This window comes from Bifidobacterium amazonense (genome assembly GCF_018555435.2).
GTDB classification, from domain to species: domain Bacteria; phylum Actinomycetota; class Actinomycetes; order Actinomycetales; family Bifidobacteriaceae; genus Bifidobacterium; species Bifidobacterium amazonense.
Map to the genome: position 1 here is coordinate 77,185 of NZ_JAFEJT020000005.1, position 13,155 is coordinate 90,339.

Annotated in this window: 9 protein-coding genes, 1 tRNA gene and 1 pseudogene; all 11 read right to left on the minus strand. The window is 63.7% G+C overall.

Annotated features, from left to right (window positions below; all coding sequences use genetic code 11):
- Positions 1-125: 125 nt before the first annotated feature.
- Positions 126-722 (minus strand): guanylate kinase, encoded by a 597-nt coding sequence (gene gmk / locus JS533_RS02365; protein WP_241512961.1) that lies wholly within the window; start codon positions 720-722, stop codon positions 126-128.
- Between the two features lie 333 nt (positions 723-1,055).
- Positions 1,056-1,955: pseudogene (gene pyrF, locus JS533_RS02370) on the minus strand (orotidine-5'-phosphate decarboxylase); the annotation flags it as partial.
- Positions 1,952-5,338 (minus strand): carbamoyl-phosphate synthase large subunit, encoded by a 3,387-nt coding sequence (gene carB, locus JS533_RS02375; RefSeq protein WP_241512955.1) that lies wholly within the window; start codon positions 5,336-5,338, stop codon positions 1,952-1,954. The gene carB and the pseudogene pyrF, both read right to left, overlap by 4 nt.
- On the minus strand, positions 5,331-6,560 hold the full coding sequence (carA, locus tag JS533_RS02380; protein ID WP_241512956.1) for a glutamine-hydrolyzing carbamoyl-phosphate synthase small subunit: 1,230 nt from the start codon (positions 6,558-6,560) through the stop codon (positions 5,331-5,333). The genes carB and carA overlap by 8 nt, the downstream gene beginning before the upstream one ends.
- A 93-nt stretch (positions 6,561-6,653) precedes the next feature.
- Positions 6,654-7,190 (minus strand): transcription antitermination factor NusB, encoded by a 537-nt coding sequence (gene nusB, locus JS533_RS02385; RefSeq protein WP_241512957.1) that lies wholly within the window; start codon positions 7,188-7,190, stop codon positions 6,654-6,656.
- A 45-nt stretch (positions 7,191-7,235) separates the two neighbouring features.
- Positions 7,236-7,802 (minus strand): elongation factor P, encoded by a 567-nt coding sequence (gene efp, locus JS533_RS02390; protein ID WP_219057659.1) that lies wholly within the window; start codon positions 7,800-7,802, stop codon positions 7,236-7,238.
- A 198-nt stretch (positions 7,803-8,000) separates the two neighbouring features.
- The gene (gene tuf / locus JS533_RS02395; protein ID WP_214375136.1) at positions 8,001-9,200 is read right to left on the minus strand and encodes an elongation factor Tu; all 1,200 of its coding nucleotides are present in this window, start codon (positions 9,198-9,200) and stop codon (positions 8,001-8,003) included.
- Positions 9,201-9,374: 174 nt separating this feature from the next.
- Positions 9,375-11,504 (minus strand): elongation factor G, encoded by a 2,130-nt coding sequence (gene fusA, locus JS533_RS02400; RefSeq protein ID WP_241512958.1) that lies wholly within the window; start codon positions 11,502-11,504, stop codon positions 9,375-9,377.
- A gap of 30 nt (positions 11,505-11,534) precedes the next feature.
- Positions 11,535-12,005, minus strand: coding sequence for a 30S ribosomal protein S7 (gene rpsG / locus JS533_RS02405; RefSeq protein ID WP_241512959.1), 471 nt, complete (start codon positions 12,003-12,005; stop codon positions 11,535-11,537).
- Between the two features lie 5 nt (positions 12,006-12,010).
- Positions 12,011-12,382, minus strand: a complete 372-nt coding sequence (gene rpsL, locus JS533_RS02410; RefSeq protein WP_003813881.1) for a 30S ribosomal protein S12 — start codon at positions 12,380-12,382, stop codon at positions 12,011-12,013.
- Between the two features lie 347 nt (positions 12,383-12,729).
- A tRNA-His gene (locus JS533_RS02415) sits at positions 12,730-12,805 on the minus strand.
- Between the last annotated feature and the right edge of the window lie 350 nt (positions 12,806-13,155).

The following is a 13,155-nucleotide window of genomic DNA, read 5'->3' on the forward strand; positions in this document are numbered from 1 at the left end:
AATGAATGATTCGGGAGGGCTTTCTCTATCAGTTCGTATCAACCGTATTCATTCCATCATCCACTGGTGCCGGCATCGTTGAATAACGCGTGCGACTTCAAGGCGCACCGAAGGAAGGCGCTCCGTTATTCAGCGATGCCGTATTCTTTGGCGATGAGGGTCCACAACTCCTCCGCCGCCTTGTCGACGTTGTCGTTGACGATGGTCACGTCGAATTCGCTTTCGGCAGCGAGTTCGACCTTGGCGGTTTCGAGGCGGCGCTTGCGCTGGGCTTCGGTTTCGGTGCCGCGGCCGACGAGGCGGCGGACGAGTTCGTCGAAGCTGGGCGGGGCGATGAAGACGGAGAGGACTTCAAGGCCGAGGTCCTTGGCGGTTTCCTTGACTCGACGGGCACCCTGCAGGTCGATTTCGAGGATCGTGGGCGTGCCTGCGGCGAGATGCTCCTCGACAGGCTTGAGCGGGGTGCCGTAGTGGGCCATGCCGTGCACGACGGCGGTTTCGAGGAACTCCCCCGCCGCTTCCTTGGCGATGAATTCGTCCTCGCTCATGAACCAGTAGTTGATGCCGTCGATTTCGCCGGGGCGAGGGTCGCGCGTGGTGGCGGAAACGGACACCCACACTTCGGGATGCTTCTTGCGCAGCGCGTTCTCCACGGTGCCCTTACCGACGCCGGCCGGACCGGTGAGCACCAACAGACGGCCGCCGTGCATGGCCCGCTTCATCTGCTGTTCGCGCACGTCCTGCGTGCTTTCGTCGGACACGACGGAAGGCGCGTTCGTCTTCGCGGCGTCGACATCGGACGCATCGGACTTGCCGGATGCGGCCTTCGCGGTCTCGGCGTCGGTGCGATCCGCGGCTGCCGCCGTATCGGTCCCTTCGTGCGCGGTTGCGGCGGGCGTCGCATCGTGGTCGGCCGCAACGGGCTGATCGGCCGCGGCGGCCGGCACGTCGGCACTCGCGACGGCTGTGCCGGCATCACCGGACACGCGGGAGGCGGATCCCATGTCCACGACGATCGGCGCGTTCGGATCGGCCGGATGCTTGTCCGCGGCCTTGGTCGCCTCGAGCAGCGCCTGGCGCACGTCGAGCGAGATCGCTTCCGTCGCCTGCGACAGCGCGGCGATGTCGGGACCGTGCGAGGCGATGAAACGCGACACGGTGACGAGCACGTTGCCGCGCGTGCCCTTGAACACGGTGCGCAGGTCCTTGGCTTCGGCGCCCTGCCAGCCGTAGCCGGGAGACAGGATCGGACCGGTGAACTGCGCGGGGTCGATGCCGCTGTCGCTGATCCACTGGCCGATGGTCGCGCCAATGATCAGGCCGACCGAACCCATGCCGTTGATGCCTTCGTTGAATTTCTGCACGGTGCTGGCCACGCCGTACGCCACGGTCTTGCCCTTGTAGTCGCCGCTTTGGCGGATGGCGGTCTGCAGGCTCGCGCCTTCCTCGTTCGAGGTGAGGGAGGCGACGAACACGCCGCGGCCGTTGTTGAGCGCGTCGTTGATCACGCCGCCGAGCGAACGTGCGCCGTAGTACGGCAGCAGCGTGATCGCGTCGGCGAGCAGCGGGGCGCCCGGCTTGAAATACGCGTCGGAAATCGCGGAGATCGTGGTAGACAGGCCGCCGTGCAGGCAGTCGACGATGGTGATGATGCCCATCTGGCGCGCCGCGTACAGCACGCGCTCGAGCGCCGCGAAGCCCTTCGAGCCGTAGCGTTCGAACATCGAGGACTGGAATTTGACGGCGGCGGCGCGGCCGGACGCGGCCTGCAGCATGCGCATGGCATACAGCTCCGCGCCCTCCGCATCGACGTTGTAGCCCCAGTCAGTGAGGAGCTTGCGATGCGGGTCGATTCCTACGCACAACGGGCCGTACTTGGCCATCGAATTGCTCAGGCGCAGACCGAAATCGGAGCGCTGAGCCTGCTGCTCTTCACTGCTGAGGCTGTTGATCATGAGTTATCCCGGCTTTCCATTTCGAACAACTGCTGCGAATGTTCCTGAATGCTCATGATCTGGTAGTCGTTCTTCTTGACGGCTTCAATGGCCATGAGCACAGCGGAGAATTCGGTCATCGTCGTGAACTGCGGAATGTCGGCGGCGATGGCCGCGGCGCGGATCGAGTATCCGTCGGAACGCGAACCGCGGGAGTTCGGCGTGTTCAGGATCATGTCGATGTTGCCGTCTTCGATCAGCTCGACGACGTTCTTGCCGATGCTGCCTTCCGCATGCTTGACAACGACCGGCGCGTCAGGATCGGAGTCCATGCGCGTGCTGATCTTGTCGACGATCTTCGATTCGATGCCATAGCGGCGCAGCACGGAGGCGGTGCCTTCGGTGGCCCACAGCTTGAACCCGAGTTCGACGAGTCGCACGGCGAACATCGGCAGCTGGCGCTTGTCGGAATCGTTCACCGAGATGAACACGTTGCCGCCGGTCGGCAGACCGCCTTCGTAGGCGGCAAGCTGGCTCTTGGCGAACGCGTGCGGGAAGTCGCGGTCGAAGCCCATGACCTCGCCGGTCGAACGCATCTCGGGTCCGAGCAGCACGTCGACGGTCTTGCCGACCGGCGTGCGGAAGCGCTTGAACGGGAGCACGGATTCCTTGACCGCCACCTGCTGGCCGCGGTGGATGACGCCGCCATCGCCCTTGGGCAGCAGCAGGCCGTTTGCGCGCTGGTCGGCGACGGTTTCGCCTGCCATGATGCGCGCGGCGGCCTTCGCCAGCGCCACGCCGGTGGCCTTGGAGGCGAACGGCACGGTGCGGGAGGCGCGCGGGTTGGCTTCGATGACGTACAGGGTGTTCGCCATGAACGCGTACTGCACGTTGATCAGGCCCTTGACGCCGCAGCCCTTGGCGATGGCGTACGTGCCCTCGCGCAGACGGCGGATCTGGTCGTCGGACAGCGTGGACGGGGGCAGCGTGCAGGCCGCGTCGCCGGAGTGGACGCCGGCCTCCTCGACGTGCTCCATGATGCCGCCGATGTACAGCTCCTCGCCGTCGAACAGGGCGTCGACGTCGATTTCGATGGCGTCCTGCAGGAACTTGTCGATGAGCAGCGGGGAGGGCAGACGGCCGGACACCACGGTGTCGGCCTTCGCCTCGTCGAGCGCGCGGTTGACGTACTTGACGAGCTGCGCGTCGTCGTACACGATCTCCATACCGCGGCCGCCGAGCACGTAGCTCGGGCGCACGAGCACCGGATATCCGATGTTATGCGCGGCCTCGCGGGCTTCGTCGAGGCTGAGGGCGGTGCCGTAGCGCGGCGCGTTCATGTGCGCCTTCTTGAGCACCTCGCCGAACAGCTCGCGGTTTTCGGCCAGATCGATGGATTCCGGTGTGGTGCCGAGGATCGGCACGCCCGCGGCCTTGAGTCGCGCGGCGAGCGAAAGCGGCGTCTGGCCGCCGAGCTGCACGATCACGCCCTTGACCGGGCCCATCTTCTTCTCGGCCTCGTAGATCTCGAGCACGTCCTCGAAGGTGAGCGGCTCAAAGTACAGGCGGTCGGACATGTCGTAGTCGGTCGACACGGTCTCCGGATTGCAGTTGACCATGATCGTGTCGTAGTCCTTGCCGAGCTCCTGCACCGCGTGCACGCAGGTGTAGTCGAACTCGATGCCCTGGCCGATGCGGTTCGGGCCGGAGCCGAGGATGATCACGGCCTCGCGTTCGCGCGGGCGCAGTTCGGACTCGTCGGCGTAGCAGCTGTAGTAGTACGGCGTGACCGCGTCGAACTCAGCGGCGCAGGTGTCGACGGTCTTGTAGACCGGCTTGAGGCCGTACGTCCAGCGCAGCTCGCGGATCGTGTTCTCGCCCTCGTCGCCGAGGCGGCGCAGATGCGCGATCTGCAGATCGGACAGGCCGGCCTGCTTCGCCTTCTTGAGCAGCTTCTTGGTGAGCGTTTCGGCGGCCGCGATCTCGAGCGCGGTGTCGTTGATGAGCGCGAACTGTCGGATGAACCACGGGTCGATCTTGGTCGCGTCGAAGATCTGCCGCTCGGTCGCGCCGCCCCACAGGGCGCGCTGGATCTGCAGATAGCGGTGTTCGGTCGGGACCTTGATGGCCTCGAGCAGTTCGGCGACCTCGTCGGCAGACGGCTTCTCGCCGTCCCAGTTGAAGCCCATGTGGCGCTTGTCGATCGAGCGCATGGCCTTGCCGAGCGACTCCTGGAAGTTGCCGCCGAGGGCCATGGCCTCGCCGACGGACTTCATCGAGGTGGTCAGGGTCGGGTCGGCGCCCGGGAACTTTTCGAACGCGAAGCGCGGCACCTTGGTCACGACGTAGTCGATGGTCGGCTCGAAGGAGGCCGGCGTGGACTGCGTGATGTCGTTGCGGATCTCGTCGAGCGTATAGCCGAGGGCCAGCTTGGTCGCGATCTTGGCGATCGGGAAGCCGGTGGCCTTGGACGCGAGGGCGGACGAGCGGGAGACGCGCGGGTTCATTTCGATGACGATGATGCGGCCCGTGTCCGGGTGGATGGCGAACTGGATGTTGCAGCCGCCGGTGTCGACGCCCACGCCGCGGATGATCGCGATGCCGATGTCGCGCAGCTTCTGGTATTCGCGGTCGGTGAGCGTGAAGCACGGGGCGACGGTGATCGAATCGCCGGTGTGCACGCCGACCGGGTCGACGTTTTCGATCGGGCAGACGACCACGACGTTGTCGTTGCGGTCGCGCATGAGCTCGAGCTCGAATTCCTTCCAGCCCTCGATGCCCTCTTCGATGAGCACCTCGTCGGTCGGTGAGTAGTGGATGCCGGCGCCGGCGATGCGGTGCAGCTCCTCCTCGTCGTGCGCGATGCCGGAGCCGAGGCCGCCCATGGTGAAGCTCGGGCGGACGACCAGCGGGTAGCCGAGCTCGTCGGCGATGCGGTCGCATTCGACGAGCGTATGCGCGATGCGAGAGCGGGCCGACTCGGCGCCGGCCTCCTCGACGACCTTCTTGAACAGTTCGCGGTCCTCGCCGCGGTCGATGGCCTCGAGCGAGGCGCCGATCAGCTCGACGTTGTACTTCTTGAGCACGCCGGCCTCGCCGAGCGCCATAGCGGCGTTCAGGGCCGTCTGGCCGCCGAGGGTCGGCAGCAGCGCGTCGGGGCGCTCCTTGGCGATGATCTGCTCGAGGATCGGGGTCGCGATCGGCTCGATGTAGGTGGCGTCCGCCATCTCCGGGTCGGTCATGATGGTGGCCGGGTTGGAGTTGACCAGAATGACGCGAATGCCCTCCTCGCGCAGCACGCGGCATGCCTGGGTGCCGGAGTAGTCGAACTCGGCGGCCTGTCCGATCACGATCGGGCCGGAGCCGATGACCATGACCGACTTGATGTCCGTACGCTTAGGCATTGCGCTTCTCCTCCTTGGCAGTCTTCGTCGTCTTCATCAGGTCGACGAAACGGTCGAACAGATATGCGGCGTCATGCGGGCCGGCCGCCGCCTCCGGGTGGTACTGGACGGAGAACGCGGGGATGTCCACGCACTGCAGTCCCTCGACCACGTCGTCGTTGAGGTCGATGTGCGAGACGAACACCTTGCCGTACCTGCCGTTCTCGTACGGGGCGTCCACGGTCTCGCCGATCGGCGCGTCCACGGCGAAGCCGTGGTTGTGCGCGGTGACCTCGACCTTGCCGGTGGTCACGTCCTTGACCGGCTGGTTGATGCCGCGGTGGCCGAACTTGAGCTTGTAGGTGCCGAAGCCGAGCGCGCGGCCGAGCAGCTGGTTGCCGAAGCAGATGCCGAAGAACGGGTAGCCGGCGTCGAGCACCTTGCGCAGCAGCTCGACTTCGGGGCCGGCCTGCTCCGGGTCGCCCGGACCGTTGGAGAAGAACACGCCGTCCGGGTTGAGGTTTTCGATCTCCTCGAACGTGACGGTGGACGGCACGACGTGCACGCGGCAGCCGCGCTCGGCCATGCGGTGCGGCGTCATGGCCTTGATGCCAAGGTCCACGGCCGCGACGGTGAACAGCGGCTCCTTGCCCTCGAATTCGCCGCACGGCTCGATGGTGTAGGTTTCCTTGGTGCTGACCTCGTCGTAGAGGCTCAGGCCCTTCATCTGCGGCGTGGCCTTGACTTCGGCCAGCATGGACGCGACGGAGCGCAGCGTGCCGGTGCCCTCGTCGATCAGCGCGTCGCCGGAGAAGATGGCCGCGCGCATCACGCCGGCCGTGCGCAGGTGACGCACCAGCTTGCGCGTGTCGATATGGCACAGGCCGACGATGCCCTCGCGCTTGAGGTCGTCGTCGAGAGAGCCGGTGGCGCGCCAGTTGCTCACGGTCGGGCTGGGATCGCGCACGATGTAGCCGGCAACCCAGATGCGAGAGGACTCGGGGTCTTCCTGATTGATTCCGGTGTCCCCGATGTGCGGGAACGTCTGCACCACGATCTGCCGATCGTAGCTCGGATCAGTCAGCGTCTCCTGGTAGCCGGTCATGCCGGTTGCGAACACGATTTCGCCGCTGGTCTTGCCGATGGCGCCGTAGGGGTCTCCCACATACACTTGCCCGTCCTCAAGAACAAGAACGGCTTCATCAGGGGAAAAACTCACGGCTTCGGAATCAATCTGGTTCACCAAAACCCCCTTAATTACTCGGGATATTCGTCACTCACGATAGCGGCCGGCGGGGACTGGCGAACCCGAACGAAACCGCTGGAAATGTGCTGTTTATTCGGACTCGCCGGTCGTTTCGGCGCTCTCGTCGGCGTTCTGCGCGCCCGGCTCGGACGGCTGATCGTCGGCGTGGTCATCGGTGTGTTCGGCGTCGACGGTCCCGGACCGCGACGGACCGTCGTCGACGGGACGCTCGATGTCGTTGCACACGGCGCTCAGCAGGCCGTGGATGAACGCCGGGGAGTCGTCGTCGCACAGGGTCTTCGCGAGGCCGAGGGCCTCGTCGATGGCGACCTTGTTCGGCACTTCGTCGTTGAACAGGATCTCCCACACGGCGATGCGCAGAATGTTGCGGTCGACGACCGGCATGCGCCAGACCTTCCAGCCAGTGGAATGGTCGTTCAGCGTGCGGTCGATGTCACGACGGTGCTCGGCGACGCCGCGCACGATGTCGATGGCGTAATCGGGAAGCGGGGTCTGCGCGCCCGGCTCGGCGATGCGCTCAGCAAGAAGGGACAGGATATCCTGTCCCTTCTCGTCCGCTTCGTACAACGTGTTCAGAGCCCTCTTGCGGGCGGTGGAACGTGCCATGAAGCTCTCTATTCCTTTGGTCCCAGCGGATCCAGTACCCGCGGATCAGTTGTTTTCGCGGCCGAGGTAGGAGCCGTCGCGGGTGTCGACCTTGACCTTCTCGCCCTCGTTGATGAACAGCGGAACCTGGATCTCGGCGCCGGTCTCGACGGTGGCCGGCTTGGTGCCGGCGTTGGAGCGGTTGCCCTGCAGGCCCGGCTCGGTGTGGGTGATGGTCAGGATCACGGAAGCCGGCAGTTCGACGGACAGCGGGGTGCCGTCGTGGAAGGAGACCACGCAGTCGGTGCCCTCGAGCAGGTACTTGGCCTGATCGCCGACCAGCGACTTCGGGATGTAGATCTGATCGTAGGTGGTCATGTCCATGAAGACGAAGTTCTCGCCGTCCTCGTAGGAGTACTGCAGGTTGCGGTTGTCGACGGTCTCGAACTCCATCTTCATACCCGCGTTGAAGGTCTTGTCGACGATCTTGCCGGACAGGACGTTCTTGATGGTGGTGCGCACGAAGGCGGGGCCCTTGCCCGGCTTGACGTGCTGGAACTTGGTGACGGTCCACAGCTGGCCGTCGAGGTTCAGGACGGAACCGTTCTTGATGTCATTGGTAGTCTGTGCCACAGTTACTCACCTATTCGTTTGATTGAATGTGCGTGAAGCTTAAAAATAGCCTTCGCTATTATGCCATACCGCCTATACAGGCGTTTCATGGACTGTTCCGGACTTGCATCCGATATGAGAAACCCCCTGAATCCGCGAGGATTCAGGGGGTTTCTCAGAACGCTAGTTCAAGCGTGTCATGATGCTCTACTGATGAAATCAGGCGAGGATCTTGGTGACACGGCCCGAGCCGACGGTGTGACCACCCTCACGCACGGCGAAGGTCAGGCCCTCCTCCATAGCGATCGGCTGGATCAGCTCGACGGTGAAGGTCGCGTGATCGCCCGGCTGGACCATCTCGACGCCTTCCGGCAGCTCGATGACGCCGGTGACGTCGGTGGTGCGGAAGTAGAACTGCGGACGGTAGTTGGAGAAGAACGGCGAGTGACGGCCACCCTCATCCTTGGTCAGAACGTAGACTTCGCCCTCGAACTTGGTGTGCGGGGTGACGGAGCCCGGCTTGGCCACAACCTGGCCACGCTCGACATCGGTACGGTTGATGCCGCGGAGCAGCAGACCGGTGTTGTCGCCAGCCTCGCAGGCGTCCATGGTCTTGTGGAACGTCTCGATGGAGGTGACGGTGGTGGTCTGGGTCGGACGGATGCCGACGATCTCGACCGGGGTGTTGACGGCCAGCTGGCCACGCTCAACACGACCGGTGACGACGGTGCCACGGCCGGAGATGGTGAAGACGTCCTCGATCGGCATCAGGAACGGCTTGTCGAGGTCGTGGACCGGGGTCGGGATGTACTCGTCGACGGCGTCCATGAGCTTCTTGATCTGCTCGACCCACTTCTCGTGATCCGGAGCGTCATCGTGCAGAGCGCCGTAGGCGGACACGCGGATGACCGGGCAGTCGCGATCGAAGCCGTTCTCGTCGAGGAGGTCACGGACCTCTTCCTCAACGAGCTCGATGAGTTCCTCGTCCTCGACCATGTCGCACTTGTTCAGGGCGACGAGGATCTTCGGGACGCCCACCTGACGGGCGAGCAGCACGTGCTCGCGGGTCTGGGCCATCGGGCCGTCGGTGGCGGCCACAACGAGGATGGCGCCATCCATCTGAGCAGCGCCGGTGATCATGTTCTTCACGAAGTCGGCGTGGCCCGGGCAGTCCACGTGAGCGTAGTGACGCTTCGCGGTCTGGTACTCGATGTGGGCGATGTTGATGGTGATACCACGCTGCTGCTCTTCCGGAGCGGCGTCGATCTGGTTGAAGTCGTACTCCGGGTTGAGATCCGGGTACTCCTCGTGCAGGACCTTGGAGATGGCCGCGGTCAAGGTCGTCTTGCCGTGATCGACGTGGCCGATGGTACCGATGTTAACGTGCGGCTTAGTACGCTCGTACTTTTCCTTTGCCATTACTTTTGTCCTCCTGGACGTCTCGTGTAGTAAAAGCCCCGGCTTGTGGCCCGGGCACTCGCTACAGTTTACTGGGTTTCTGGGTTATGTGCCACTTTGGAGCCAGAACCCAGTCAGCGCTACACGATATTAGCGCTGACTGGAGACACTGGACGCCTTAAGCGGCAGCGCGTGTCACTCGCCGCGCTGGGCCTTGACGATCTCGTCGGAGACCGACTTCGGGACCTCGGCGTAGGAGTCCATCTGCATGGTGAACATGGCGCGGCCCTGGGTCTTGGAACGCAGGTCGCCGATGTAGCCGAACATCTCGGACAGCGGGACCTTGGCGTCGATGACCTTGACGCCGGTGGCGTCGGTCATGGACTGGATGTTGCCACGACGCTGGTTCAGATCGCCGATGACGTCGCCCATGTACTCCTCCGGAGTACGGACTTCGACGGCCATGATCGGCTCGAGGATGACCGGCTTGGCCTTCGGAGCGGCTTCCTTGAACGCCATGGAACCGGCGATCTTGAAGGCCATTTCGGAGGAATCGACCGGGTGCATCTGGCCGTCGTACACGGTGGCCTTGACGCCCACGACCGGGAAGCCGGCGAGCACGCCGGATTCCATGGCTTCCTTGACACCGGCCTCGATGGGTCCGATGAACTCGGCGGAGATGTGGCCGCCGGTGACCTCGTTGACGAACTCGAACGTCTCGCCGGCCTCGGTGTCGAGCGGCTCGAAGTTCATGAACACCTTTGCGAACTGGCCGGAACCACCGGTCTGCTTCTTGTGGGTGTAGACTTCGTTCATCACGGCCTTGCGGATGGTCTCGCGGTAGGCGACCTGCGGCTTGCCGACGTTGCACTCGACCTTGAACTCGCGGCGCATACGGTCGACGATGATGTCGAGCTGGAGCTCGCCCATGCCGGCGATCAGGGTCTGGCCGGACTCCTCGTCGGTGGTGACCTGGAAGGTCGGATCCTCGTCGGAGAGCTTCGCGAGGGCGATGCCCATCTTCTCCTGATCGGCCTTGGTCTTCGGCTCCACGGCCACCTGGATGACCGGGTCCGGGAAGGTCATGGACTCGAGGGAGATCGGGGCGGACTCGGCGCACAGGGTGTCACCGGTGGACACGTTCTTCAGACCGACGAACGTGTAGATGTTGCCGGCTTCGGCGGCATCGACCGGGTTCTCCTTATCGGCGTGCATCTGGAAGATCTTGCCGATGCGCTCCTTCTTGCCCTTCGTGGAGTCGAGCACGTTGTCGCCCGGCTTGACGGAGCCGGAGTAGACGCGCACGAACACGAGCTTGCCGTAGAACGGGTGCGTGGAGATCTTGAAGACGAGGGCCGCGAACGGATCGGAAACCAGCGGCTTGCGGTCGATCTCGACGGACTCGTCGCCCGGCTTGAAGCCCTTGATGGACGGCACGTCCTCCGGGGAGGGCAGGTAGTCCACAACGGCGTCGAGCATCGGCTGCACGCCCTTGTCCTTGAACGCGGAACCGCAGAGGACCGGGTAGGCACGACGCTCGATGGTGAGCTTGCGGATACCCGCACGGATCTCCTCTTCGGTCAGCTCGCCGGCCTCGAGGTACTTCTCGGTCAGCTCGTCGCTGGCCTCAGCAACGTCGTCGAGCAGCTGGGCGCGGTACTCCTCGGCCTTGTCCTGCAGGTCGGCCGGGATGTCGGTGGTGTCGTAGTGGGCACCCTGATCGGTGGAAACGTCGTTCCACACGTAGGCCTTCATGCGGATCAGGTCGACGACGCCAGCGAAGTCGTTCTCGGCGCCGATCGGCAGCTGGACGACGAGCGGCTTGGCGCCGAGCTTGTCCTTGATGGTCTGCACGGAGAAGTAGAAGTCAGCGCCGAGCTTGTCCATCTTGTTGATGAAGCAGATGCGCGGGACGCCGTACTTGTCGGCCTGACGCCACACGGTCTCGGACTGCGGCTCCACGCCTTCCTTGCCATCGAAGACGGCGACGGCACCATCAAGGACGCGCAGAGAGCGCTCCACCTCGGCCGTGAAGTCCACGTGGCCCGGGGTATCGATGATGTTGATCTGGAACTTGTCCTTGGTGTCGTGCGTCTGGCGGTTCCAGAAGCAGGTGGTGGCGGCGGACTGGATGGTGATGCCGCGCTCCTGCTCCTGAGCCATGAAGTCCATCGTCGAGGCGCCGTCGTGGGTCTCACCGATCTTGTAGTTCTTGCCGGTGTAGAAGAGGATGCGCTCGGTGGTGGTGGTCTTACCGGCATCGATGTGGGCCATGATGCCGATGTTGCGGATCATGTGCAGATCCGTAAGCACGTCAAGTGCCATTTGCTATTCCTTAGCTCTCGTTCTTGGAAATTACCAGCGGTAGTGAGCGAAGGCCTTGTTGGCCTCTGCCATCTTATGAGTATCCTCGCGGCGCTTGACAGAAGCACCGAGGCCGTTGGAGGCGTCGAGGATCTCGTTGGCGAGACGCTCGGCCATGGTCTTCTCGCGACGGGCGCGGGAGAAGTCGGTCAGCCAGCGCAGGGACAGCGTGTTGGCGCGGTTCGGCTTGACCTCGACCGGGACCTGGTAGGTCGCACCGCCGACGCGGCGGGAACGGACCTCGAGGGACGGACGGATGTTGTCCAGAGCGCGCTTGAGAACAGCGACCGGCTCCTGGTCGGTCTTCTCCTTGATCATATCGAGCGCGGAGTAGACGATGTCCTCGGCGATCGACTTCTTGCCGTCGAGCAGGATCTTGTTGATGAGCTGAGCCACGACGGTCGAGCCGTAGATCGGATCGGGCAGCAGCGTGTGCTTCTTAGCGGGGCCTTTACGTGACATATCTCTTACTTCGCCTTCTTTGCTCCGTACAGGGAACGACCCTGCTTGCGGTCCTTAACACCCTGGGTATCGAGCGCACCACGCACGATGTGGTAACGCACGCCCGGCAGATCCTTCACACGGCCGCCGCGCACGAGCACGATGGAGTGCTCCTGCAGGTTGTGGCCCTCGCCCGGGATGTAGGCGGTGACTTCGATGCCCGAGGAAAGGCGCACACGGGCGACCTTACGCAGAGCCGAGTTCGGCTTCTTCGGGGTGGTGGTGTACACACGGGTGCACACGCCGCGGCGCAGCGGGCTGCCCTTCAAGGCCAAAGTCTTCGACTTCTTCGGCTTGGCCTGACGTCCCTTACGGACGAGCTGTTCAATAGTAGGCAACTTGAATTCTCCGATTCAGTGGTTTCTCTTGTTTCCGTGAGACCGCCGCACTGCGCCCACACTTTGCCCACTGATCGACAGATCGGTCAAAGATAGCCACAGTCCACCGGCCCGATGGCCCGATCCTCTTTCACAGTCCGCATTGCTGCGCGCGATCCAGTCGATTCACGGGATATCCCAACCCGCACGCCTGTTACATAAGGCATGCCGTTGGCACACACGAATTACTATGATACACCACCCCACGACATGCGACACGCTGCAGCGACCAACCGCCACGCGCGCCACTTCGCACATGCCGTAGACCTCAAAACGCAAAAACCCGGAGCAATGCTCCGGGTTTCTCGTGGGGTGGCTAACGCGGCTCGAACGCGCGACCTGCTGAACCACAATCAGCTGCTCTACCAACTGAGCTATAGCCACCATCGTCGTCCCCTGCACCAGCAGTGCAGCAGGCAACAGATGGATACTATACACGAACCTCCGAGATACGCCACTTCGGCGTGTCGCGACGGTTTCACTACGTACCCAGATGTCGGATCATGTGCGTTTTCCTGACGCACAGCAGTCAGAATGTGCGGTTCTGTTCATTCGGTAAACCGCAAGCAAACACTTGAAAACATTGGGTTGACAAGCCATTGCGCCCGCGAGGTGCCTCATTTGAAAATGAGCGCGTAATCCGGAGTGGTGCCTCACCTGTGGTGAGCGTGAAATCCTAGTCCGCGTCGGCTTGTGGGGTTTCGTCGTCTTCCGGTTCGACGCCCGCGATCCGG